Source organism: Cupriavidus sp. L7L (assembly GCF_004353535.1).
GTDB classification, from domain to species: domain Bacteria; phylum Pseudomonadota; class Gammaproteobacteria; order Burkholderiales; family Burkholderiaceae; genus Cupriavidus; species Cupriavidus oxalaticus_A.
This window is the reverse complement of the sequence record NZ_SMNY01000009.1, coordinates 382,674-406,715: the sequence shown is the minus strand read 5'-3', so window position 1 is coordinate 406,715 and position 24,042 is coordinate 382,674. Positions and strand designations below refer to the sequence as shown.

24 protein-coding genes and 1 pseudogene are annotated in these 24,042 nt (G+C 68.7%); 15 read left to right on the top strand and 10 right to left on the bottom strand.

Annotated features, from left to right (window positions below; all coding sequences use genetic code 11):
* Positions 1-9: 9 nt before the first annotated feature.
* The 6 genes from E1J61_RS09800 to E1J61_RS09775 all read right to left on the bottom strand — a co-directional run bounded on the left by E1J61_RS09800 (position 10) and on the right by E1J61_RS09775 (position 6,098).
* A complete protein-coding gene (locus tag E1J61_RS09800) occupies positions 10-996 on the bottom strand; it encodes a glycosyltransferase family 2 protein (RefSeq protein WP_133093866.1) in 987 nt (328 codons plus the stop codon).
* Positions 983-2,752 carry a carbamoyltransferase C-terminal domain-containing protein gene (locus E1J61_RS09795; RefSeq protein WP_133093865.1) on the bottom strand — a complete coding sequence of 590 codons (1,770 nt, stop codon included), beginning with the start codon at positions 2,750-2,752 and terminating at the stop codon, positions 983-985. Before E1J61_RS09795 ends, E1J61_RS09800 begins: the two co-directional genes overlap by 14 nt.
* Positions 2,733-4,019: a glycosyltransferase family 9 protein gene (locus tag E1J61_RS09790; RefSeq protein ID WP_133093864.1), complete on the bottom strand. Its 1,287-nt coding sequence runs from the start codon at positions 4,017-4,019 to the stop codon at positions 2,733-2,735. The genes E1J61_RS09795 and E1J61_RS09790 overlap by 20 nt, the downstream gene beginning before the upstream one ends.
* Positions 4,016-4,645: an HAD-IIIA family hydrolase gene (locus tag E1J61_RS09785; RefSeq protein ID WP_133093863.1), complete on the bottom strand. Its 630-nt coding sequence runs from the start codon at positions 4,643-4,645 to the stop codon at positions 4,016-4,018. Before E1J61_RS09785 ends, E1J61_RS09790 begins: the two co-directional genes overlap by 4 nt.
* Positions 4,642-5,415 (bottom strand): SDR family oxidoreductase, encoded by a 774-nt coding sequence (locus tag E1J61_RS09780; protein WP_133093862.1) that lies wholly within the window; start codon positions 5,413-5,415, stop codon positions 4,642-4,644. The genes E1J61_RS09785 and E1J61_RS09780 overlap by 4 nt, the downstream gene beginning before the upstream one ends.
* Positions 5,416-5,570: 155 nt before the next feature.
* The gene (locus E1J61_RS09775) at positions 5,571-6,098 is read right to left on the bottom strand and encodes a hypothetical protein (protein ID WP_133093861.1); all 528 of its coding nucleotides are present in this window, start codon (positions 6,096-6,098) and stop codon (positions 5,571-5,573) included.
* Positions 6,099-6,489: 391 nt separating this feature from the next.
* Here E1J61_RS09775 and E1J61_RS09770 point away from each other — a divergent pair, with 391 nt between their 5' ends.
* From E1J61_RS09770 to E1J61_RS38805, 5 genes and pseudogenes are all read left to right on the top strand, one after another.
* Complete coding sequence (locus E1J61_RS09770) at positions 6,490-7,761, top strand: glycosyltransferase (protein ID WP_133093860.1); 1,272 nt, start codon at positions 6,490-6,492, stop codon at positions 7,759-7,761.
* A 22-nt stretch (positions 7,762-7,783) separates the two neighbouring features.
* Positions 7,784-8,818 carry a UDP-glucuronic acid decarboxylase family protein gene (locus tag E1J61_RS09765; RefSeq protein WP_133093859.1) on the top strand — a complete coding sequence of 345 codons (1,035 nt, stop codon included), beginning with the start codon at positions 7,784-7,786 and terminating at the stop codon, positions 8,816-8,818.
* Between the two features lie 43 nt (positions 8,819-8,861).
* On the top strand, positions 8,862-9,617 hold the full coding sequence (locus tag E1J61_RS09760) for a PIG-L deacetylase family protein (protein ID WP_133093858.1): 756 nt from the start codon (positions 8,862-8,864) through the stop codon (positions 9,615-9,617).
* Positions 9,618-9,647: 30 nt separating this feature from the next.
* Entirely contained in the window at positions 9,648-9,908 is a 261-nt protein-coding gene (locus E1J61_RS38195) for a hypothetical protein (RefSeq protein WP_243736826.1), read from the top strand.
* A pseudogene (locus tag E1J61_RS38805) lies at positions 9,829-10,044 on the top strand (hypothetical protein); the annotation flags it as partial. The gene E1J61_RS38195 and the pseudogene E1J61_RS38805, both read left to right, overlap by 80 nt.
* A 6-nt stretch (positions 10,045-10,050) precedes the next feature.
* Here E1J61_RS38805 and E1J61_RS09750 read toward each other — a convergent pair.
* Positions 10,051-12,744: an ABC transporter transmembrane domain-containing protein gene (locus E1J61_RS09750; RefSeq protein ID WP_133093857.1), complete on the bottom strand. Its 2,694-nt coding sequence runs from the start codon at positions 12,742-12,744 to the stop codon at positions 10,051-10,053.
* A 171-nt stretch (positions 12,745-12,915) separates the two neighbouring features.
* On the opposite strand from E1J61_RS09750, the gene E1J61_RS09745 reads away from it, so the two are divergent.
* Complete coding sequence (locus E1J61_RS09745; RefSeq protein WP_133094216.1) at positions 12,916-13,521, top strand: UdgX family uracil-DNA binding protein; 606 nt, start codon at positions 12,916-12,918, stop codon at positions 13,519-13,521.
* Between the two features lie 6 nt (positions 13,522-13,527).
* On the opposite strand, the gene E1J61_RS09740 is transcribed toward E1J61_RS09745, so the two are convergent.
* On the bottom strand, positions 13,528-13,845 hold the full coding sequence (locus tag E1J61_RS09740) for a hypothetical protein (RefSeq protein WP_133093856.1): 318 nt from the start codon (positions 13,843-13,845) through the stop codon (positions 13,528-13,530).
* 259 nt (positions 13,846-14,104) lie between these two features.
* Between E1J61_RS09740 and E1J61_RS09735 the strand changes: the two genes are divergently transcribed.
* Complete coding sequence (locus E1J61_RS09735; RefSeq protein WP_133093855.1) at positions 14,105-14,515, top strand: hypothetical protein; 411 nt, start codon at positions 14,105-14,107, stop codon at positions 14,513-14,515.
* A 96-nt stretch (positions 14,516-14,611) separates the two neighbouring features.
* Positions 14,612-15,154, top strand: coding sequence for a DUF4142 domain-containing protein (locus tag E1J61_RS09730; protein ID WP_243736825.1), 543 nt, complete (start codon positions 14,612-14,614; stop codon positions 15,152-15,154).
* Positions 15,155-15,240: 86 nt separating this feature from the next.
* Here E1J61_RS09730 and sodB read toward each other — a convergent pair whose 3' ends face one another.
* Together sodB and xseA are read right to left on the bottom strand one after the other, a co-directional pair.
* Positions 15,241-15,819, bottom strand: coding sequence for a superoxide dismutase [Fe] (gene sodB / locus E1J61_RS09725; protein WP_133093854.1), 579 nt, complete (start codon positions 15,817-15,819; stop codon positions 15,241-15,243).
* Between the two features lie 245 nt (positions 15,820-16,064).
* Positions 16,065-17,450 (bottom strand): exodeoxyribonuclease VII large subunit, encoded by a 1,386-nt coding sequence (gene xseA / locus E1J61_RS09720; protein ID WP_133093853.1) that lies wholly within the window; start codon positions 17,448-17,450, stop codon positions 16,065-16,067.
* Positions 17,451-18,526: 1,076 nt separating this feature from the next.
* On the opposite strand from xseA, the gene E1J61_RS09715 reads away from it, so the two are divergent.
* The 7 genes from E1J61_RS09715 (at position 18,527) to E1J61_RS09685 (ending at position 24,031) form a co-directional block, all read left to right on the top strand.
* Complete coding sequence (locus E1J61_RS09715; protein WP_133093852.1) at positions 18,527-19,147, top strand: MotA/TolQ/ExbB proton channel family protein; 621 nt, start codon at positions 18,527-18,529, stop codon at positions 19,145-19,147.
* A gap of 18 nt (positions 19,148-19,165) precedes the next feature.
* Positions 19,166-19,612, top strand: a complete 447-nt coding sequence (locus E1J61_RS09710; RefSeq protein ID WP_133093851.1) for a biopolymer transporter ExbD — start codon at positions 19,166-19,168, stop codon at positions 19,610-19,612.
* Between the two features lie 241 nt (positions 19,613-19,853).
* Complete coding sequence (gene lpxK, locus E1J61_RS09705; RefSeq protein WP_133093850.1) at positions 19,854-20,963, top strand: tetraacyldisaccharide 4'-kinase; 1,110 nt, start codon at positions 19,854-19,856, stop codon at positions 20,961-20,963.
* On the top strand, positions 20,944-21,150 hold the full coding sequence (locus tag E1J61_RS09700) for a Trm112 family protein (RefSeq protein ID WP_133093849.1): 207 nt from the start codon (positions 20,944-20,946) through the stop codon (positions 21,148-21,150). Before lpxK ends, E1J61_RS09700 begins: the two co-directional genes overlap by 20 nt.
* A gap of 39 nt (positions 21,151-21,189) precedes the next feature.
* On the top strand, positions 21,190-21,999 hold the full coding sequence (kdsB, locus tag E1J61_RS09695) for a 3-deoxy-manno-octulosonate cytidylyltransferase (protein WP_133093848.1): 810 nt from the start codon (positions 21,190-21,192) through the stop codon (positions 21,997-21,999).
* A gap of 394 nt (positions 22,000-22,393) precedes the next feature.
* A complete protein-coding gene (gene adk, locus E1J61_RS09690) occupies positions 22,394-23,059 on the top strand; it encodes an adenylate kinase (protein WP_133093847.1) in 666 nt (221 codons plus the stop codon).
* Positions 23,060-23,272: 213 nt separating this feature from the next.
* The gene (locus tag E1J61_RS09685) at positions 23,273-24,031 is read left to right on the top strand and encodes a 3-hydroxyacyl-CoA dehydrogenase (protein WP_133093846.1); all 759 of its coding nucleotides are present in this window, start codon (positions 23,273-23,275) and stop codon (positions 24,029-24,031) included.
* Positions 24,032-24,042 lie beyond the last annotated feature (11 nt).

The following is a 24,042-nucleotide window of genomic DNA, read 5'->3' as shown; positions in this document are numbered from 1 at the left end:
TTGCGCTTGTCATAGGAACACCACCCGGAATGCCAGTGCGCCGCGCAGGCGCCAGAACAGCGACAGCGGCGGAATCAATACGGAAGTGAGCGCCATCTCGGCCACATGCGCGGGCGTCAGCGCCGTGCCGCGCAGCCGGCGCAGGCAGAACGACACCGTCAGCGCCAGCCACAGCAGGCCGGCGCCGGCGGCAACACGCGGCGCCCCGGCCAGCAACGCCACCGGCGCGGCCAGCAGCGCCAGCACCGCCACGTAGTAATGCCACGGCGGCGTGCGGCGGATGCGCTGCCGGTACAGGCGCGGATGCTTCTTGTACAGCAGCGCGTCGTAATACACCTTGGCCTGCGCGGCGATACTGCTGCCCCATGCCGCCGGCCGCACCGGATGCACGACGACCGCGCGCGGCGCGCGGCCGACCGGGCAGACCTCGTTCATCAGCCGGAACTGCAGGTCCGAGTCCTCGCGCCACGCGCGCGTGAAGCGTTCGTCGAAGCCGCCGATGCGCCGCAGCGCTTCACGCCGCACGAAGCAGTTGGCGGTAACGAACTCCGCCTGCGCCAGTCCGCCGGTATCGCGCTCATGATCGGTCGGCCGCGGCGGCAGCGGCACCTCGACGGCGCCGGCCACGGCGCAGCATTCGGGCTGGCGCGCCAGCGCCGCGCAGCCTTCGCGCAACCAGTGCGGATCCGGCACGGTATCGTCGTCGGTGAATGCGATCACCGCGCTCGCAGCGCGGCGCCAGCCGGCATTGCGCGCCCCGGACGGACCCTGTGTGCCGGACACGGCCACGTAGCGCAGCGCATGCGCGGGATGCCGGGACGCCATCAGCGCCACCAGCCGTTCGATGCGCGCCTCGCAGCCGTCGTCGGCGACGATGATCTCGTACGACTGCGGCGGCAGCCGTTGCGCGCACAGCGCCTGCAGGCAGCGCGCCAGCAGCGCCGGGCGTCGCCAGGTGGGAATCACCACCGAGACCAGCGGCTCAGTCCTGTGCATGGGGTCCTCCCCGGCTGCCCGCCGCGGGCTTTTCCAGCAGGAACGAGCCGATCACCAGGGCATCCAGCGGCGAGGTCCAGAAGCACTCGACCGCATCGCGCGGCGTGCAGACGATGGGCTCGCCGCGCGTATTGAACGAGGTGTTGACCAGCACCGGCACGCCGGTGCGGCGCTCGAACGCGGCCAGCAGGTCGTAGTAGGCGGGATTCTGCTCGCGCCGCACCGTTTGCACGCGCGCGGTGCCGTCGACGTGGCAAACCGCCGGAATGCGCGGCGCCTGTTCCGGGCGCACGTCGTAGATGAACAGCATGAACGGCGCCTCGCCGCGGCCCGGCCTGGCCGCGGTGAACCAGTCGGCGGCGCGCTCCTGCATCACCACCGGCGCCACCGGGCGGAAGTCCTCGCGGTCCTTGATCTCGTTGAGCCGCTGCTGCATGCCGGCGTCGATCGGCGAGGCCAGGATCGAGCGCGCGCCCAGCGCGCGCGGGCCGAATTCCATGCGCCCCTGGAACCAGCCGATGATCTGGTTCTGCGCCAGCAGCTCGGCGGTCTGCGCGGCGATATCGTCAAGCCGGCGGTACGGCAGGTGCGCCCAGTCGAGGAACGCGGCGATCTCGTCGTCGGTATAGGCCGGGCCGAGGTAGGCGTGGTCCATCGACCACTGCCGCGCCGGCCGGCCGCGCTGCAGGAAGTCGACCCACAGCGCCGCGCCCAGCGCGGTGCCGGCATCGCCCGCGGCCGGCTGCACCCAGACTTCGTCAAAGGGGCTGCGGTCGCGCACGCGCGCGTTCATCACGCAGTTCAGCGCGACGCCGCCCGCCATCGACAGGTGGCGCTCGCCGGTCGCTTCGGCCAGCCACGTGGTCATGCCGACCACGGTTTCCTCCAGCACCTCCTGCAGCGAACGCGCGATATCGAGATGCCGGGGCCCGAACGCCTCGCCGCGCTGCCGCGGCGGTCCCAGCAGCGCCGTCAGGTCCGCTTGCGCCACGCGGTAACCGCCTTCTGCATCGCGGCTCACCATGCCGCGGAAGGCATCGAGGCAGTCCGGCTTGCCGTACGAGGCCAGCGCCATCACCTTGTACTCGTCCGACGAATGCAGGAAGCCGAGGTGCCTGGTCACCCGCTCGTACAGCAGCCCGAGCGAGTCGGGCAGGTCGATCTGCTTGATGCGGCGGTATTCCCTGCCGTCGAACACGCCGTAGCTGGTAGTGGCGCGCTCGCCGCGTCCGTCCATGGTCAGCACCGCGCAGCGCGCGAACGGCGCCGCGAGGAAGGCGCTGGCCTCGTGCGCCATGTGGTGCTCGACAAAGTGCCAGCGGAACGGGCCGTCATGGGTAACGCCGCGGAAGCGCGCGGCCAGGTGGTGCGGCGCGCCGCTGGCCAGCTGGCGCGGCGCGTTGACCACGTACGACAGGAACAGCGGGTCCCATGGCGATGCGTTGCCGGCGGGTGCGCCCTGCTTCGATGGCTCCAGCGGCAGCGTCACGGTGGCATCGTGCGTGCGCGCGCCCGGCATCAGCGCTGGGTCGAACGAGTAGGCCACGTGGTCGACGTCGCGCAGCGTGATGCCGGCTTCGGCCAGGCAATAGTCGATCGCGTGGAACGGCAGCTCCCACGCGGTGAACGGCACCGGGCGCTTGCCATGCTTGATGTGGGTGAAGCGCTCGTCTTCCGCGGCGGCGATCACCGCGCCGTCGTGCACGAGGCAGGCGGCGGAGTCATGGTACGCGGCGTTAATGCCAAGGGTGAACATGGGCAACCTCGTCGGGGCTCGGTGGATCGGCAGCCGGCACGGCCGGGGCGGCGCGTGCCGCGCCAAGGGCGGAAATGGCGGCGGGGACAAAGGGGGCAGCCGGGACAAAGCCCGCTGCCGGTTCGGTCAATGGAGCATCGGCGCCAGGCCACGGCAGCGGCTGCGCCGGCGGCGCGTCCGCATCGCCGGCAAGCAGCGCCAGCGCGCCCTGCACGGCGTGTGCGGCCGGCACGTCCTCCAGGCAGCGATGGTGGCCCTGCGGGCAGGTGCTCTTGTAGCAGTAGCGGCACGGCACGTCGGCGAACAAGGTGCGGTGCGGCACCTGCCACGGCGTGTGCTGCGGGTTGGTCAGCGCGTACAGGTCGACCACCGGCGTGCCAAGCGCGGCGGCAAGATGGACCGGACCAGTGTTGTTCGACACCAGCAGGTCGGCTGCCTCCAGCAGCGCGCCCATCTCGCCCAGCGTCAGCGCGCCCGCCAGCGGCACCACGCGCGCATGGTGTGCACCGGCGCAGACCGCCTGCACGGTTTCGCGCTCGCTGTCGGCGCCGGTCACCAGCACGTGCGCGCCGGCCTGCGTGGCGAGCGCGTGCGCGACCTCGGCAAAGCGCGCCGCAGGCCAGCGGCGCGAGGCCGCGCTGGCGCCCGGATGCACCACCACCAGCGGGCCGCTGCGGCCGCGGCGCCAGCCCGCGATGCGGGCGGCGAGCGCGGCACGGTCGGCCGCCAGCACGCGGAAGCGCAGCCGGGTATCGCGCGCGCTGGCGCCAACCTGAGCGACCAGGTCGAGCTGCCGCCGGGTCTCGTGGCGCAGGCGCTGGCCGGGCTGCATCGCAGGCTCGCGCTCGGGCACCCAGTCGGTCAGCAATGCATAGGGATTCTCGCGGCAGCAGGCGAGCCGCAGCGGAATGCCCGCCAGCGCGCACAGCATCGCGGCCGGCAACGGGCTCTGGCTGTAGACCGTGAAGATCACCGCGGCATCGAAGCGGTAGCGCGCCAGCCAGCGCGCGCAGCGCAGCATCGCAGGACCGGGCGCGACTGGCGCGGCTTCATCGTGGCGCGCCCACGGCGCATCCCACGCCAGCACGCGCCTGACCATCGGCAAATGCGGCGCGAGCGAGGCGGCGGCATTCGAGGTCAGCAGCGTCAGCCGGCGGCCGGGCATCGACTCGGCCAGCGCCTGCATCGCGGGCGTGCTCATCAGCACGTCGCCCATGTTGTCGAGCCGTACGCATAGTACCTGCCGCGCCGTCTGCCAGGTCGTCATGGCGCCACCGTTTGCATGGCGGGGACGTTGCCGCAGGCGCGCATGCGGGCGGCCACGATGCGCGCGGCAGCGTCGAGCGTGGGCACCACATAGTGCGCCAGGCGCGCTGGCGAAAGCTGCCATTCGGTCTCGTTGCCGCAATCGACCAGCACGGTGCCGCAGCCGGCACGACGCCCGGCTTCGACATCGTTGAGGATGTCACCGACCATCCAGGACCGGCCCAGCGCGAAACGCAGCGCACTGGCGGCCTGCACCAGCAAGCCCGGCATCGGCTTGCGGCAAAGGCAGGCGCGCGTGTAGGCGGGGACCGTGCCCTGGGGGTGGTGCGGGCAGTAATAGAAGCCCGCGAGCGTGGCGCCGTGTTCGGCGAACATCGCCGCCAGCCGCTCGCGCACCGGCACGAGGTCGGCCTCGGCGTGATAGCCGTGCGCGACGCCCGGCTGGTTGGTCACCACCACCAGCGGCACGCCGAGGCTGCCCAGGTCGCGCAGAGCCGCCGCGGCGCCGCGCGCGAGGCGCATCCGGCCGGGATCGACGTTGTACGGCACGTCGTCGAGCAGCGTGCCGTCCTTGTCGAGCAGCACCGCGCCGGGCAATACGCACGCGTTTTGAACCGGGTCGCTCATGGCCAGGAGGTTTCCTTCATCGGCAGCACCATGACCTCGGGGATCACGGTCTCTTCCGGCTGCGTCAGCACGAAGCGCACGGCGTTGGCCACGTTGGCGGGATCCTGCAGGTTGCCCTGGTCGATGTCGGGGAAACGGTCGAGCAGGAACGGCGTGCGCATGCCGCCGGCGACGATCGCCGATACCTTGATGCCATGCGGGCGCAGCTCCGCATGCAGCGCATGCGAGAAGCCGAGCAGCCCCCACTTGGTGGCGTGATAGGCCGACGCATTGGGCCAGGCGCGCTTGGATGCGGTCGACGCGATATTGACGATGTGCCCGCCGCCCTGCGCCTTCATCAGCGGCACGGCCGCATGCGACATCAGGTAGGGACCGTACAGATTGACCATCAGCACCTTGCGCCAGGTCTCGGCATCGACTTCCTCGACCGGCAGCGTGACGTCGATGGCCGCGTTGTTGACAATGCCGTCGAGCCGCTGCACCCGTTCGCGCACGGCATCGAAGGCGGCACGCACCGAACCCGGCTCCGCCACATCGAGTCGCAGCGGCCACGCCTGGCCGCCGGCTTCGGTCAAGGTCTCGGCGCTGTCGCGGGCCAGCTTGTCGTCGATATCGGCAACGATCACGCCCGCACCGGCCTGGACCAGCGTGCGGCACACGGCGGCCCCAAGGCCACGTCCGCCGCCGGTCACGAGGTAATGACGGTCCTGCAGCGGCAGCGCCGCCGCGGTGTTTGGATCGGGACGTTGCGAAGGTTGCGGAGTCTGCATGGTGAATCCTCGTGCAAAGGTGAGCGGTTGCCGCGGCGCTCATGGCGTCCGCAGATTCGGACAGCCGGAATCGGACAGCGGGTCGGACAGCCGGTCGGCCCGGCCGGGAATCACGCCGCAGCGAAATATGTGCCAAGCCCCGGCGCGAGCTTTCCTCAACCGGCCTGCGCGCGATGGCAGCACTCCTGCGCGACCCCACGCAACAGCGCCGCCACGCAGCCAGCGAAGGCTTCGTCGTACCAGGCATTGGCACCGCTTACCGCGACCACGATGCCGTCGAACACGGCCGCGCCGCCGAGTAGCGGGTCGTCGCTGCGCAACCGGTGCGGTGCGCAGTGGACCACCGCGGCGCTGGCCATGCCGGTGCGCCACGACAGGCTGGCCTTGGCGCGCGCATACAGGCTGTAGTCCGCATCCCACGCCTCGCGCGAAGGCAGCGAATGCTCGTACAGGATGGCTTCCTCGAAGGTGCAGTCGCCGGGTTGCAGCGTCGGATCCATCACGACTACGTGCATGCATCCGCTCTCGCCGACGGCCTTGTCGCGCAGCGATGCCTCCAGCATCGGCAGCGCCAGTTCGACGGCTCGCCTCGCCGCGGCGCGATCGCTGAAGCGGCTGGCGCCGGCATGCGAGGCGCGCGGGGAAGGCTCGGCACCAGGACGTGCGTTGTCGCTCGGATTCATGGGCAGCTCCATGGTGGGTGGCATGTTTTGCGCCTTCGACGCTGCAAGCATCGCGCCCGATCCGGTATGCGCCCGGGCGTGTTGCAAGCGTTCCAAGGCTCATGCCTGAATGGAAAAACTCGTAAGCGCAAATTACAACCGGCGGCGTAAGAATGACTCAATGCGGTAGCAATGCCGCAAGGCGCCTGCTTCGATACGCACAAAGCGATCTGTGATCGAGAAGCGCCGAGAATCGCTATAACGCTTCTCGGTCGGTTCCCTTCCGTCCGTCCTTTTCAACGCCTTTCGCAGTCGCGCGATCACGCCAGCGCACTGGCACGCTAGCTGCTGAGGCCAGCCCCTGTCCGAGTCGCCCGAATCCGCGGGCGGAGCGGCAACCAGGGAGACCGCCATGCGCAAGATCGCGCTTATCAGTGAACACGCTTCGCCGCTGGCCAGTGTCGGCAGCACCGATTGCGGCGGCCAGAATATCTACGTGGCACACCTGGCGCGCCAGCTTGGCACGCGCGGCTACCTGGTCGACGTGTTCACCCGCCGCGACAAGGCGCTGCTGCCCGAGGTGGTCGCCTTTGCGCCCAATGTACACGTGATCCACGTGCCCGCCGGACCACCGGTGCAGGTGCCCAAGGAGCAATTGCTGCCCTACATGGACGCCTTCGGCGAGTTCCTGGTGGAGTTCATCCGGCACGATCCGGTGGGCTACGACGTGCTGCACGCGAACTTCTTCATGTCGGGGCTGGCCGCGCTGCAGGCACGCCGGGCGCTGGGCATTCCGCTGGTGATGACCTTCCATGCGCTGGGCAAGGTGCGGCGCCTGCACCAGGGCAGCACCGACGGCTTTCCCGATGCGCGCTTCGACATCGAAGACACGCTGGTGCGCGTGTCCGACTGCGTGGTGGCGGAATGTCCGCAGGACCTGGACGACCTGGTCAGCCTGTACGGCGCCGATCCCGGCCGCATCAGCACGGTGCCATGCGGGTTCGACGGCGCCGAGTTTGCCCCGGTAGCGCGACACGCGGCGCGGCGCGAGCTGGGCTGGCAGCGCGATGCCTTCAGCGTGCTGCAGCTGGGCCGGCTGGTGCCGCGCAAGGGCATCGACAACGTCATCCGCGCGCTCGGCTGCCTGCGCCGCGACCACGGCATGCGCGCCGCGCTGTACGTGGTGGGCGGCAATGCCGAGCAGCCCAGCGTGCAGGCCACGCCCGAAATCGGCCGGCTGCAGGGCGTGGCCAAGGAAGAAGGCGTGGCCGACAGCGTGGTGTTCGTCGGCCGGCGCGGACGCGACACACTGCGCCTGTTCTACAGCGCCGCCGACGTGTTCGTCACCACGCCCTGGTACGAGCCCTTCGGCATCACGCCGGTCGAGGCGATGGCCTGCGGCGCGCCGGTGATCGGCGCCGACGTGGGCGGCATCCGTTCCACCGTGGTCGACGGGCAGACCGGCTACCTGGTGCCGCCGAAGGCGCCGGCCGCGCTGGCGGCGCGGCTGGCGACGCTGGCCACGGACCCCGCGCATGCGCGCCAGCTCGGCGAAGCGGGACGGCGCCGCGCGCAGCGCCATTTCACCTGGGCCGGCGTGGCGCAGCAGATGGAAGCCGTGTATGCCGGCGTGTGCGCCGGCGCCTGCCCCATCACGGCCGGCGCGCGCCGGGCCGCGGCGTGATCCCGGCCCAAGGAGAACAGAGATGAAGGAAAGCGACCGCAAGCGCATCCTGGTCACGGGCGGCGCGGGATTCCTTGGCTCGCACCTGTGCGAACGGCTGGTGCGGGCCGGGCAGGACGTGCTGTGCGTGGACAATTTCTATACCGGCACCAAGGAGAACATCGCGCACCTGCTCGGGCGGCCGAACTTCGAGCTGCTGCGCCACGACATTACTTTTCCGCTGTACGTCGAGGTCGACGAGATCTACAACCTTGCCTGCCCCGCCTCGCCCGTGCACTACCAGCACGACCCGGTGCAGACCACCAAGACCAGCGTCAACGGCGCGATCAACATGCTGGGGCTGGCCAAGCGGCTCAAGGCGCGCATCCTGCAGGCATCGACCAGCGAAGTCTACGGCGATCCCGAGATGCATCCGCAGCAGGAGGCATACTGGGGCCACGTCAATCCCGTCGGCATCCGCTCCTGCTATGACGAGGGCAAGCGCTGCGCCGAGACGCTGTTCATGGATTACCACCGGCAGCACCGGCTCGATGTCCGGATCGCGCGAATTTTCAACACCTATGGCCCGCGCATGCATCCCGCGGACGGCCGCGTGGTGTCCAACTTCATCACCCAGGCATTGGCCGGCCAGCCGCTGACTGTCTATGGCAACGGCGCGCAGACGCGCGCCTTCTGCTATGTCGACGACCTCGTGGACGCGCTGGTGCTGCTGATGGACGCGCCCGCTTCCGGCATGCCGGTCAACCTCGGCAATCCGCGCGAGACGACTATGCTGGAGATTGCGCAGGAAGTGCTGCGCGCCACCGGCTCGCATTCGCCGGTCGAGATGCGCCCCCTGCCCGCCGACGACCCGCACCAGCGCTGCCCCGATATCTCGCTGGCGCAAAGCCTGCTGGGCTGGGAGCCGCGCACGTCGCTTGAAGAGGGCCTGCGCCACACGGTCGACTACTTCGCGGCGCGGCTGGCGGCACAGGCGCACGCGCAGGGCGCGCGGGGCAACGTGGTGCCGGTATCCGCCACGGCACGCGAAGCCCGCGCCGTGGTGCTCAACAGGTAGCGCGCGACACGAACCTGCCAGTGGCGATGGCAAGGGTGATTCGATGGTGACTGACATAGCCGGCCCGGTGACGGTGATTGCACCGCACCTGGACGATGCGGTGTTCAGCTGCGGCGGCCTGATCGCCGCGGCACGGGGCGCGCGCGTGGTGACGGTCTTCGCCGGCGTCCCGCCCGCCGATGTGCCGGCACCGGACTGTGACCGCGCCGCGGGCTTCGACAGTGCCGAGCAGGCAGTGCGCGCGCGCCGGCGCGAGGACAACCGCGCCCTTGGCATGCTGGGCGCGCAGCCGGTCTGGCTCGATTTCTGGGACAGCCAGTATGGCCGCCGCCATACGCCGCGCGAGATCGCGGACAGCCTGCAGCCCGTGCTGCTGGCGCAGACCGACGGCATGGTGGTTGCGCCGCTCGGCCTGTTCCATTCCGACCACGTGCTGGCGCATGAAGCCTGCCGCCTGCTGATGCAGGCGGCGCAGGTGCGCGCCGCGGCGTGGGCCGCGCTGCTGGTGCCCTCGCGAGGGCAAGCGGCATCGGCGCTGCCGGTGCAGTGGCTGTACTACGAGGACGTAATCTACCGCCGGCTGCCCGGGGTGCTGCAGCAACGGCTGGCCGAATGCCTGGGTGCAGGACTGCAAGCGACCCCGGTCAACCTGCCGGTCAGCCAGCACCTCGCGCAGAAGAGCTACGCCGTCAATGCCTACCAGAGCCAGGTACAGATGTTCGGCGAAGAGCAGCTGTGCGACCTGTGCGCGCCGGAGCGCTACTGGTCGCTGTCCGCCGGCGAGCCTGCGCAACGCTGATTTCCCTTCGCGATACCAATACCGATACCGATGCCTGCCGACCCAGCCTTGCATGCCGCGCCGCCGCGCGCCTCGCTCGACATCAGCGTGGTGGTGCTGACGCACAACCGGCGCGACACCGTGCGCCACGCCCTGCGCCAGCTCAGCGCGCTGCCGGCGCAACCTCGGCGCAAAATGGGCGCGCACGCGCTATGTCGCCTTCTGCGACGACGATTGCTGCTGGACGCCGGGCTCGCTCGCCACCGCCTGCGCCATGTTCCGCGACCATCCAATGGAGGAAACGGCGGCTGAGTTGCCGCGCCTGCTGCGTTCGCAGGGGTGGCGCGGCATTGCGGAGGTGCTGAAGGGGATGCCGTGGGTGATGCGCGAGCGGCGGGTGATACCGCGGGAATTGGCCGCGTTGAGGCGGGATTTGCGGGGGCGGTGAAAGCCCTCATCCAGGCTCCTGCTCCGCCCGCGTCGCCAGCGACCTCACCGCCGCCACCAGCTCGCCGATCCGCACCGGCTTTGACAGATGCAGCTGGAACCCCGCCATCATCGCGCGCATGCGGTCCTGCGGCTCGGCGTGTCCCGATAGCGCGATGGCCGTCATGCGCCGCCCCAGCGGCACCTGCATCTGCGCTTCCAGCCGGCGCACGCGGCGCAGCACGGTGTAGCCGTCTTCCTCGCCGAGCGCCAGGTCGCACAGCAGCACCTGCGGCCACTCGGCCTGCGGCGTCGCCGCCAGCAACCCGATCACTTCGTCGCCGCGCTCCTGCGCGATCGCATGCGCGCCGTAGTCTTCAAGCGCGGCGCTCAGCACCTCGCGCGTGGTTTCGTCGTCGTCCAGCAGCAGCACGCGCATGCCCTTGAGCGCTTGCGTGTCGGGCACTTCGAGCGCCTCGGGCGTGCCGGGCGCCGGGGCGCGCCGCGGCTCCGGCTCCTGCACCGCGCGCATCGGCATCAGCAACTGGCACGCATGAGCGCCGGGATCGGCGGTCAGCGTCACGCCGTGCTTGCCCAGCCATTCGCGCAGTCCCTCCACGTCTTCCAGCGGCCCCTGCTGCGGCGACGCCGACACGCGCAGCCCGGCCTGCCCGTCGTGCCGTTCCAGACGCAGCTCCAGCCGCCCGCCCGGTTCCGTGGTGGCAATCATCTGCTGGCAGAGTTCCCAGATGGCCTTCTGCAGCACGCCGGGATCGCCGGTCACGCGCAGCTCGGCTTCGCTCTGCACCGTGAACAGGTTGACGTGGCGCTCGGCGATGGTCTCACGCAGGCCATCGACCACGCTGGCCACCAGCGTCTCCAGCCGCACCGGCTGCAGCGCCAGGCGCCGCTCGGCGCGCTCCAGTTCGCGCTGCTGCTGCTGCAGCTGCCACATCTGCGTGTAGATGCCGCCGCGCGCCAGCAGCGTGGCGTGCGAGCCCTGCTCGACGATGCGGCCGTGCTCCATCACCAGGATCTGGTCGGCATCGACGATGGTGGAAAGCCGGTGCGCGATGATCAGCGCGGTGCGGCCGCGCGCCACCGCCGACAGCTCCTGCTGGATCGCGCGCTCCGAGCGCGTGTCCAGCGCCGAGGTGGCCTCGTCGAACACCACCAGTGGCGGGCGCTTGAGCATCGCGCGCGCGATCGCCACGCGCTGCCGCTCGCCCCCGGACAGGCGCACGCCGCGCTCGCCGACCTGGGTTTCGTAGCCGTCGGGCAGGCGATCGATAAAGGCATCGAGCTGCGCCGCGCGCGCCGCCGCGACGATATCGGCGCGGGTCGCGCCTTCGCGGCCGTAGCCGATGTTGTAGGCGATGGTGTCGTTGAACAGGATGGTGTCCTGCGGCACGATGCCGATCATCTCGCGCAGGCTGCGCTGCGTCACCAGCCGCAGGTCCTGCCCGTCGATGCCGATGCTGCCGCTATCGGGCTGGTACAGGCGGAACAGCAGCCGCGCCAGCGTCGACTTGCCCGAGCCGCTGCCGCCGACCACCGCCACGGTCTGCCCCGCCTGCGCGCGGAAGCTGACCTCCCACAGGGTCTGGTGGCTGGGGTCGTAGCTGAAGTTGACGCGGTCGAACACGATCTCGCCGCGCGTCACGCGCAGCGGCCGCGCCCCCGGCGCGTCGTCGTCCTCGCCGGGCCTGCCGCGCGCGTCGAGCAACGCGAACAGGCGCTCGACGTTGGTCATGGCGTCGTTCGACTCGCGGAAGATAAAACCCAGCGTATTGAGCGGCAGCACCACCTGGATGATGTAGGCATTGATCAGCACCAGGTCGCCCACCGACAGCGAACCCTGGATCACGCGCTGCGTGGCCAGCAGCATCACCGCCGCCACGCCGAGCGCAATGCATACGCTCTGGCCGATATGCAGCGTCGACAGCGCGTACTGGTTCTCGACGCTGATGCCGACCCAGCGCCGCAATATGTCGGACAGCCGCCGTGTCTCGAACGACTCGCGCGCGAAGAACTTGACCGTGTCGTAGTTGAGCAGGCTGTCGACCACCTTGCTGTTGGTGGTGGCCTCCACCGCATTGACCTTGCGCTGCACGCGCATGCGCCGCTGCGTGTAGTACCAGGTAAAGGCCGAGTACAGCACGAACACGCCCAGGATGATCGCGGCGAACGCGCCGCCATAGGCGCCGATCATGATGGCCAGCACGGAGACGATTTCCATCAGCGTCGGCACGATGGTGAAGACTGCCACGCCCAGCAGGAAGCCGATCGCCGCTGTGCCCTTCTCCAGGTCGCGGATCACGCTGCCGGTGGCGCGCCTGGCATGGAAGCGCGCGCCCAGCGCGTGCAGGTGCGCGAAGGTGCGCTCCATGAACGCTGCCACTGTGCTTTGCGTGACATAGGCGAAGACCACGTCGCGCAGTTCGCTGAAGGCATTGCCCATCAGCCGCAGGATCGCGTAGGCCAGCACCAGGAACACGGGCATGGCCACCAGCCCGAGCCGCGCCGCATCGGTGCCGGCCGCGGCCGGCGTGACTTCGTCGACCACGAGCTTGAGCAGCAGCGGCACCGCCACCGCGCAGGCCTTGGCCAGCAGCAACAGCGATACCGCCACCACCACGCGCAGGCGGAAACGCCATATCGCGCGGAACAGTTCCGCGGCAATGCGGCGGCGGGACGGGGGCGCGATCGGTTGCTGGGGCATGCGTGCTGGGAATCGGCGTTCAGGTCAACGGAGGAAGCGGCGGGACCGGCCGCCTCCGAGGTGTTGGGGCGAGGCAAATTCCGTACCGGTGCGTAGCGCCCGCGGCGCATGGCGCGGAACCTGCTGCGCACCGGCTAGCGGCGCCATGCGTCCCACTGCCAGACATCGATGATGCCCGAGCGCAAGAAGCCACCAGTCAGCCGTGCCGAACTGAACGAATGCCGGCGTTGCCCGCTATGGCGCAATGCCACGCAAGGCGTGCCCGGTGCCGGCGCGGCGCACGCGCGCATCATGCTGGTGGGCGAGCAGCCCGGCTCGCAGGAAGACCTGCAGGGCTCGCCGTTCGTGGGTCCCGCGGGACAGCTGCTGGACGATGCGCTGGAGCGTGCCGGACTGGACCGCGACAAGCTGTTCATGACCAATGCGGTCAAGCATTTCAAGTTCGAATTGCGCGGCAAGCGGCGGCTGCACAAGTCGCCGGGCCAGCTGGAGATCGAAGCGTGCCACCTGTGGCTCGAGCGCGAGCTCAAGCAGGTGGATCCGCGGATCATCGTCGCGCTGGGCGCCACCGCCGCGCGCGCGGTGCTGGGCCGCAAGAGCGTGACGCTGGGCACGATGATGGACACGCCGGTCGAGCACGAGGGCCGGCTCGTCATCGCCACCTATCATCCGTCGTTTGCGCTGCGCCAGCGCTCCGACGACGCGCGCGCAGCCGCGTTCGACCGCATCGTGCGCAGCCTGCGCGCCGCCGCGCGCCTGGCGCGCGGTGAACGCTAGCCAGTTTCAGGAGCGGTTCATGGTGGGCGGCGCATCCGGATCGCGGCTGCCGGGGTCGTGCAGGTCGCGCTTGCCGACGCCGGGCGGGAACTCGCCGCGCGCGGGCTTCTCTTCGCGCCGCTGCGCGGGTTGGTCCGCGGATGGCTCCGCGGATTGGTCCTTGGGTGCGTCCTTTCTATGCGAAGCCGCATGCTCCCACTCCGCAGCGGCGCGTTCGCGCGCGCGCTGGTTTTCCGCCGCGTTTTCCTGCAGTTCGCGGTCATCCATCCCCTGCCGCTTGTCGAGCGAGGGGTTGCCCGACGTGTCGTGCTTGCTTTGCTTCATGGCGCCTCCTGAGCATCAGGCCGCGGCGCGGCCACTCCAGCATGGCGCGCAACTTTCATTCCACGGCGGCACTGCTGCAGCGGGCCGGACACATGCGCCGCGGCACCGCACGCCGCGGGTGACGCCTGTAAGAAGCGCCAGTGCTTGTAGAAAGTGCGATGCAGCGGGTGGCCACGGCGACACGGGCCGTCGTCGTATCCGTGGCCCGGCAAATGCTTTGCACAACAACAGCAGGACAACATCACGCCAGGAGAAACCAATGCGCATCCGCCTTGCGTCCGCTGTGACATCCACTTCCCGCTTTGCCGCGGCCGCCGCGCTGCTGTCGCTGCTGGCCGGCGGCGCGCTGGCCCAGAAGACAGACAGCACCGGTGTGCGCACCGACAAAGGGCCCATCGGCAGCCAGACCATTCCGCCGCCGGGCGCCGCGGTGGCGCCATCCAGCACGCCGGGTGCCACGCCGACCAATCCAGGCGGGCTCGCGCGCGAGCTGGGCGACGTGCCGAAGGAACCGCATACGGCTGGCGGCCTGCCCGGCCGCGACAAGCCCAAGCCGGCATCGGAAAGCGCCGGCAAGGCCGACCGCGATGGCTTGCACGGCAAGCCGCGCACCGGCAGCGGCGGCGCCAGCATCGACCAGACCCGCGTGCCCGATTCCAAGGGACGCTGACATCGATTCGAACTCGCGGCGGCCTTTTCCGCAGACATCACGACGGCGGGCTGATGGCGTAGAACGGACAACCCAGACAGGATTGAGGAGGCCATCATGATACGACCGGTCCATAAGATGATCCTGGCGGCGATGGCGCTGCTGCTTGCCACCGCCACCTATGCGGCGCCGTTGTCGGACAAGCCAGGCACCGCGATGGCGCCGAACAAGGACGCACTGTTCCTGCGCGACGCGGCCGAGGCCAGCGCGCTGGAAATCGCCGCCAGCAAGCTGGCGCAGACCCGCGCTGGCGGCGAACAGGTCAAGGCCTTCGCCGCGCAGATGATCCGCGACCATCAGGCCGCGGACGAGAAGATGCTGCAGCTGGCGAGGAAACTCGGCATACAGCTGCCGGCGTCGCCTCCCGAGCTAAAGAAGCAGCAACTGGAAGACCTCGGCAAGCTCAGCGGCGGCGCGTTCGATAGCGCCTACGCCCGGCAGTTCGGCGTCGAGGCCCACCAGGAGGCGGTGGCACTGTTCCGCAAGGCGGCCGACGATGCCAAGGACGACAGCGTCAAGGCATTCGCGCGGCAGACGCTGCCGACGCTGAACCACCACCTCGAGATGGCGCGGCAGCTGGCATCGCAGGCGAAGCAGTGAGCGGCGAAACACACGCGTCAATCAAACGCCAAACAAAAAGCCCCGGAATTTCCGGGGCTTTTTGCTGCTGCAAGGATGACCGGGGCTCAGGCGAAGTTCTTGCCGGCGAAGTCCCAGTTCACGACGTTCCAGAATGCCTCGACGTACTTCGGACGGGCATTGCGGTAGTCGATGTAGTAGGCGTGTTCCCACACGTCGCAGGTCAGCAGCGGCTTGGCATCGGTGGTCAGCGGCGTCGCGGCGTTGGAGGTGGACACCAGGTCCAGCGAGCCGTCGGCCTTCTTCACCAGCCAGGCCCAGCCCGAACCGAAGGTGCCGACGGCAACCTTGGTGAATTCTTCCTTGAACTTGTCGAACGAGCCCCACTTGGCGTTGATGGCATCAGCCAGCGCGCCGGTCGGCTGGCCGCCGCCGTTGGGCTTCAGCGAATCCCAGTAGAAGGTGTGGTTCCACACCTGGGCAGCGTTGTTGAAGATGCCGCCCGACGACTTCTTGACGATCTCTTCCAGGGTCGCGTTCTCGAACTCGGTGCCCTTGATGAGGTTGTTCAGGTTGGTGACGTAGGTCTGGTGGTGCTTGTCATGATGGAACTCCAGCGTCTCCTTGGAGATGTGCGGAGCCAGGGCATCATGCGCGTACGGAAGCGGGGGGAGCTTGTGTTCCATTGTTCTGTCTCTGTGGGTTGGGGTTGTAGGGTCCGGAATTGCCGATTGTAGGGGACTTGGAATACCCGCGCAAACCGCAGGCCTATGCCCCTGCTTCGATGTTAGTTTGTCTGGCGGCGGGTTTCCGGGGCGATTGAGAAAGGCGCCGGTTTGCTCCCGTCTCCCGCTGAGGGGAGAGGGAGAACACCTTGCCTGGGCAAGCTCGGGCCGCTCGGGAGCACCAAGACCACGCTTTTCTTCGTGCCTCAGAAATCGCCCAGCTTCGCCTGCACGCCGGCAATCGACAGGTCGGCCACGCCCTCGGCCAGATGCGCCTCGACCACGCTGCCCGGGCGGATCTCGGTGGGCGAGCGCAGCGCACGGCCGCGCTGGTCGAGCAGCACCGCGTAGCCGCGCTCGAGCGTGCGCTGCGGTGCCAGCAGCTCCAGCGCACCGGCGGCGCGCGCCAGGCGCTGTCCGGCGCGCTCGTGGCCGCGAGTGGCGGCGGCCTGCAGCCGCTGCCATAGCCGTGCCAGGTCCGCTTGTGCCGCGGCGGTGTCGGGGCGGCATGCGCTCCAGCGCATCGCCAGCACCTGCTGGCGATGCCGCTGCGACACCACGGTGTCGCGCAATGCCGACCGCAAGTGTCGGGCCAGATTGTCGACGCGCGCGCGGCGTTCCTGCAGCTGCGCCTGCGGGCTGCGCACGCGCCGCGCCAGCCAGTCCAGGTGCTGGGCGCGCAGGTCAAGCGCGCGGCGCATCGCCTGCGCCAGCGCGTCGCGGCCGCGCAGGGTCTGCGCCAGCAGGTGCGAGCGGTCGGGGCTGACCAGCTCGGCCGCGCCGGTCGGCGTGGGCGCGCGCACGTCGGCGACGAAATCGGCAATGGTGAAGTCGGTCTCGTGGCCGACGCCGGAAATCAGCGGCAGTGCGCAACTCGCGATCGCATGCGCCACCACCTCTTCATTGAACGACCACAGGTCTTCGATGCTGCCCCCGCCGCGGCACAGGATCAGCACGTCGCAGTCGCGGCGCGCATCGGCCAGGTCGATCGCGTCGGCGATCTTCTGGGCCGCCCCGGCCCCCTGCACCGGTACCGGATAGACCACCACCGGCACATGCGGCGCGCGCCGGCGCAGCGTGGTCAGCACATCGCGCAAGGCGGCTGCCTGCAGCGAAGTGATGACGCCGATGGTGCGCGGGTGCGACGGCACCGCCCGCTTGCGCTCCGGTGCGAACAGGCCGGCCTGCGCCAGCTTTTCCTTCAGCCGCAGGAAGGCTTCGTAAAGGTTGCCCAGGCCGGCGCGGCGCATCGCCTCCACGCCGAGCTGCAGTTCGCCGCGCGCCTCGTACATCGTGACCACGGCGCGCACCTCGACCGCCTCGCCCTCGCGCGGCTGGAAGTCGACATGCTGGTTGCGGCCGCGGAACATCACGCAGCGGATCTGGGCACGCGCATCCTTGAGCGAGAAATACCAGTGGCCGCTGGCCGCGCGGGTGAAGTTGGAGATTTCTCCGCGTACCCAGGCCAGCGGGAAGCTGCGCTCCAGCAATCGGGCGATAGTGTGGTTTAGCTCACCGACAGGAATGACTTCGCGGCCACCGCGGGGGCTGGTGGAGGAAGCGTCACGCGAAAAGCTGGTCAGGTCGGGCATGGCGCACGCCGGTCAAGCGGCGTTGATGGGACATGTCCACAGCATAACTGGTCTGTCAAGGGGGTAGCAGTGATGGGCCGATGCTGCCCGGCGAGCCGCATCACTTCGTACAACTCTTTGATTTTTATGAGATTTATGATTGAAATAAAAATTAGGCAATATAACCAATTCTCTTTTGCATCAACCACTTAGCGGGCGCCAATGGGGCTTGTTCACAAAGTTATCCACAGGATCTCTGGATAAAACGCGCCGTTTACCCGACTTTTTCGCTGATTATTACCTCAAGCGTGGCCGGCATCACGCTGCGGGGCGGCGTAGGCGGCATGTCAAGCCATGCGCCCGCACTGCACCATGTGGAACGTCGAATAGCGAGGCGCCGCCTATTTTTTAGGCAGCGAGCAACACCCCTCATGAAATCAATGGGTTAGCCCACCTCTCCAGACTTTATCCACAGGCCATCCACAATTCTCTCCCTGCCGGGTGTGGAAAAGCTCGGGTATACCCATGCATCGCACCATCGGGCGGTCGTGCAGCACGTCAGGAAGCATTTGCCTATTTTTTCAGCAATCACATGCAAGGCTTTTAAAATCAAGGACTTAGGTGGATTCTCCGACACCTGTCCACAACCGCTCCACAATTCTGTCCCGCAATGGTGTGGATGACCGCGTCACATCGTGCGCGATCGCACCGACAAGGGATGCAGCAGCTGCAAACACGCCTTTCCCCGGTGTGCGGCAAGCGTCGCGAGCGCCCGGGACGGATCTGCTTAATTTTTAAGCAGATCCACGCTTCCTTTTGCGAATCAAGCACTTGCATCGCTTGTCCGGCGGCTTTCCACAATCGATCCACAATTCTGTCCCTGCGCCCTGTGGAAAGTCGCCGCCAACATCGGCCGGCACCGATGCGCGCCCGAGACAGCCGGCCCGGCCGTCGCTTGCCGCGCGGCAGGCCGCGGGGTAGAGTTGCGCCTGATTTTTCAGAGCAATGCCGGAGTGCGCTGCCTGCTGACGCGCCTCAAGGCATGCCGACCAGCTGGTTGGGGTTTCTTTATTGGGTTGTCGATCCCGGGGGTCCAATTGTTTTCCATCATTCAAGCGGCCGGCTGGCCGATCTGGCCGCTGTTGCTGGCCTCGGTCCTCGCGCTGGCGCTGGTCGTCGAACGCTTCCTGTCGCTCAAGCGCAGCAAGGTGCTGCCGCCGCGGCTCTATGACGAAGCGCTGGCCGCCGCGCAGCAGCGCCGCGCGACGCCGGAAGTGGTCAACACGATCGAACAGAATTCGCCGCTCGGCCGCGTGCTGGCCGCCGGCCTGCGCCACGTGGTGCTGCAGCCGCACACCTCGCGCGACGCCGCCAAGGATGTCGTCGAGGAAGCCGGCCGTGCGGTCGCGCATGAGCTGGAGCGCTACCTGAACGCACTCGGCACGATCGCCTCGGTGGCGCCGCTGATGGGGCTGCTGGGCACCGTGATCGGCATGATCGAGATCTTCGGCAGCCAGGGCGGCACCGGCGCCAACCCGGAGCAGCTGGCGCACGGCATCTCGGTGGCGCTGTACAACACCGCCTTCGGCCTGATCGTGGCGATCCCGGCGCTGATCTTCTGGCGCTACTTCCGCCGCCGCGTTGACGACTACGTGGCCGAGCTGGAATTCCGCGCCACCGCGTTCCTGGACGCGATCCTGCCGCAGCGCCGCAGCTGATCACGGACCCGCCACGCCATGCGATTCCGTTCCCGCCAGCGGCGCGAAGAGCCGGAGATCAACCTGATCCCGCTGATCGACGTGCTGCTCGTGATCCTGATCTTCCTGATGATCACGACCACGTACTCGCGCTATACCGAGCTGCAGATCCAGCTGCCCACCGCCGACGCCGAGCGCGCCCAGCAGCGGCCGCAGGAAATCGTGGTGTCGGTGTCGTCGCGCGGGGTCTACTCGATCAACAAGAAAGTGCTGGAGCAGAAGGATGTAACCAGCCTCGCCGACCAGCTGCGCGCCGCGTCCGGCCCCGCCGGCGCCGGGGGATCCGGCAATGGCCAGCCGCCGGTGGTGATCGTCAACGCCGACGCGCAGGCCAGCCACCAGGCGGTGGTCAACGTGATGGAAGCCGCGCGGCTGGCCGGGCTGTCGCGCCTGACCTTCGCCACGCAGAGCTCGCAGCCGCGCTGAGCTCCGGCATCGTCGTTGCCCCACGGAAGCGGGGAACGGCGGCCTTGCCTGCGGGCGCGAAGCCAGCCTGGCCGGGCTTGCCCCATGCGCTGCGCAGTGCCCATAATGGGTGGATCCGCCGGTCCTTGCCGATCCACCCTTTCGGTCCCTTCCAGTCCCTTTGGGTCCCTTTTCGGGGGCGCGGGATCCCGGGCGCACTACAATCCCATCCCATCCACGACCTGAACGACTCGCCGCGTCCATGCCCGCTCCCCGCCATGCCCTCGCCGACTTCGTGACCGCCCAGTGGCAGCGCCGCGGCTGGTTTGCCTGGGTCATGCTGCCGTTCTCGCTGCTGTTCGGGCTGGTCGCCCGCGTGCGCCGGCACGGCTACCGGCGTGGCTGGTTCAAGTCCACGCGGCTGCCGATGCCGGTGGTGGTGGTGGGCAACGTGACCGTGGGCGGCACCGGCAAGACGCCGGCGGTGATCGCGCTGGCCCACGCGCTGACCGAGGCCGGCCTGCGCCCCGGCGTGGTGTCGCGCGGCTATGGCGTCGAGCTCAAGCATCCGCGCCGGGTCAAGCCGACCTCGCAGGCCAGCGACGTCGGCGACGAGCCGCTGCTGATCGCGCGCGCCACCGACGTGCCGGTGTGGGTGTTCCCGGACCGCGCGCTGTGCGCGCAGACCATGCTGGTGTCGCACCCCGGCGTCAACGTGCTGCTGCTCGACGACGGCCTGCAGCACTACAAGCTGCAGCGCGATTTCGAGATCGTGATGTTCGACACGCGCATGGGCGGCAATGGCCTGATGCTGCCGGCCGGCCCGCTGCGCGAGCCGCTGACGCGCCCGCGCGACGCCACGCTGATCAATGATCCCAACTTCCGCGCCACGCCCGACCGCCCCGGCGTCTACGGCATGCGGCTGGAGCTGGAAGACGCCTGGCAGCTGAACGACCCGACCATGGCGCGGCCCGTTGCCGCCTTTGCCGGGCGGCGCGTGCTCGCCGCGGCCGGCATCGGCAACCCCGAGCGCTTCTTCGCCAGCCTGCGCGGCGCCGGTCTGTCGCCGAAGACGCTGCCGCTGCCCGACCACTATGACTTTGCCGAAGACCCGTTCACCGGCAACGCCGACGCGCTCGATGCCGACGTGATCCTGATCACCGAGAAGGATGCCGTAAAATGCGAGCGCTTCGACGACCCGCGCATCTGGGTCGTGCCTACCAGGCCGGTGATCGACGCTGGCCTGATCGACAAAATCCGCAGCGCCGTGCTGGCGCATATCAACACCGCACCGACCGCGCAGTCGGCGGCGGCCACGTCCGGCGGCGCCGGGCGCAACGAGGAACACCGAGATGGACAACCGGCTGCTTGAAATCCTGGTCTGCCCGCTGTGCAAGGGCAAGCTGGAATACGACCGCGCCGCGCAGGAACTGATCTGCCACGCCGACAAGCTCGCATACCCGATCCGCGACGGCATCCCGGTGATGCTCGCCGACGAAGCGCGCCAGTCGGTGCCGGGCCGTGCCATCGACCCTGACGCGCCGGTGAATGGCAACTGAGCGCCACCGCGGGCAACTGAAGCTAACCAAGCCAGCACCATGACCGTTCCGGCCTTCACCGTCGTCATCCCCGCGCGGCTCGCTTCGACCCGCCTGCCCGACAAGCCGCTGGCCGATATCGGCGGGCGCCCGATGATCGTGCGCGTGGCCGAACGCGCCCATGCCTCGTCCGCCCGGCGCACCGTGGTCGCCACCGACGCCCCGTCCGTGGCGCAGGTCTGCGCGGACCACGGCATCGAAGCCGTGCTGACCCGCGCCGACCACCCCACCGGCACCGACCGCCTGGCCGAAGTGGCAACGCAACTCGGCCTGCCCGACGACGCCATCGTGGTCAACGTGCAAGGCGACGAGCCGCTGATCGACCCCACGCTGATCGACGAGGTGGCGCTGCACCTGTCGCGCCACGCCGACTGCGCCATCGCCACCGCGGCCCACCCGCTGCACGATATCGCCGAGGTCTTCAATCCCAACGTGGTCAAGGTCGTGTGCGACGCCGCCGGACGCGCGCTGTATTTCTCGCGCGCGCCGATCCCGTGGGCGCGCGACGCGTGGGCGGGTGTGCCGGCCGTGCCCGCCGCGATGGCCCTGGTCCCGCTGCCGGCCATGCCGGTGCTGCGCCATATCGGCCTGTACGCCTATCGCGCCGGCTTCCTGCGGCGCTTCCCGACCCTGGCCGCCGCGCCGCTCGAGCAGACCGAGGCGCTGGAGCAACTGCGCGCAATGTGGCATGGCGAGCGCATCGCCGTGGTGGAAACCGCTGCCGCCCCGGCGCCCGGCGTCGACACCCCGGCCGACCTGGAGCGCGTGCGCGCGCTGTGGGCCGAGTCGATGGCGCAGGACGGGCCCTGATCGCCACCCCACCCTGATCGACAACCTGGGCGCCAGCCACTCCGGCCAGCCGCCCGCTCAGGTTCAAACTGCTGCAACCTGAACCGGGGGGCGGATTTCAGGCCGAATCGGCGCCGCCTCATGGCATAATGCTTGCCGATACAGAGCCGCCCCGGCTGTGCGCCAACGCGCCGCCGGCCAAGGCTCGGTGGGGAGATAAAGATAGAGCCCGACTGGTGCGCCGCGCCGCCATCCCCCTGGCAGCCGCCGCCGGACGTCCGCGTGGGCATGATGTGCCTGCGCCAAATGCCGTCAATATCCGAACAAGACAGCTAGTAAGTCTTGCGTCAAGTTGCGGCATTACCCTCCTTCTGATCTCCCGCCACACCAGATTCAAAACTCTGAGGACCCGTAAATGCGTTTGATCCTGTTGGGCGCACCCGGCGCCGGCAAAGGCACGCAAGCCAAGTTCATCTGCGAGAAGTTCGCCATTCCGCAAATTTCCACCGGCGACATGCTGCGCGCGGCGGTGAAGGCCGGCACCCCCCTGGGCGTGGAAGCCAAGAAGGTCATGGACGCGGGCGGACTGGTGTCGGATGACATCATCATCGGCCTGGTGAAAGACCGGCTGAAGCAGGACGACTGCAAGAACGGCTACCTGTTCGACGGCTTCCCGCGCACCATCCCGCAGGCCGAAGCCATGAAGGAAGCCGGCGTGGCAATCGACTACGTGCTGGAAATCGACGTCCCGTTCGATGCCATCATCGAGCGCATGAGCGGCCGCCGCGTCCACGTGGCCTCGGGCCGCACCTACCACGTCAAGTACAACCCGCCGAAGGCCGAAGGCATCGACGACGAAACCGGCGAAGCGCTGATCCAGCGCGACGACGACAAGGAAGAGACGGTCAAGAAGCGCCTGGACGTCTACTCCCAGCAAACCCGCCCGCTGGTCGACTACTACTCGGACTGGGCCGCCAAGGGCGACCCCAGCGCCAAGGTAGCGCCGCCGAAGTACCGCAAGATCTCCGGCGTCGGCAACGTCGACGAGATCACCGCGCAAGTGTTTGACGCACTGAAGTAAGCCAGACAAAACCACGCAAAAAGCGGCCCAAGGGCCGCTTTTTCTTTGGGGCTGGGCGCTGCGCAGCCGCAGGCGTTCCTACATTAAACCGTGCATATCAAATATCCACCAGGTATCAGCACGGGCCAAACCCCCTTGCACAACAACCTCCACCCCGTACAATAGTTGACGTTTACGTAAACGGAAATCAACCCCAAAAGGAGACACCGCAAAATGCAAATCAAAGACAACGTCTTCATCATCACCGGCGGCGCCTCCGGCCTGGGCGCCGGCACGGCAAAAATGCTGGCTGAAGCCGGCGCCAAAGTCATCATCGCGGACCTCAACGAGCAAACCGGCCAATCCCTCGCCACCGAACTGAACGGCCAGTTCATCCGCTGCGACGTCACCTCCGAAGCCGACGGCCAGGCCGTGGTCGCCGCCGCCCAGGCACTGGGCCGCCTGTCGGGCCTGATCAACTGCGCCGGCATCGCCACCGCCAACAAGACGGTAGGCAAGAACGGCCCGCATCCGCTGGATGCCTTCGACAAGACCATCCGCATCAACCTGATCGGCACCTTCAACATGATCCGCCTGGCCGCCGCCGCCATGGTCCAGAACACTCCCGACAGCGAAGGCGAGCGCGGCGTGATCATCAACACCGCCTCGGTGGCGGCCTTCGACGGCCAGATCGGCCAGGCCGCCTATGCCGCCTCCAAGGGCGGCGTGGTCGCCATGACCCTGGCCATCGCCCGCGACCTGTCCCGCGACGGCGTCCGCTGCATGACCATCGCCCCGGGCATCTTTGAAACGCCCATGCTGCTCGGCATGCCGCAGGAAGTGCAGGACGCCCTCGGCAGGATGGTTCCGTTCCCCCCGCGCCTGGGCCGTCCGGCGGAGTACGCCAAGCTGGCCCGCGCGATCATCGAAAACACGATGCTGAACGGCGAAGTGATCCGTCTCGACGGCGCGATCCGGATGCAGCCGAAGTAATCAAGCGCCGG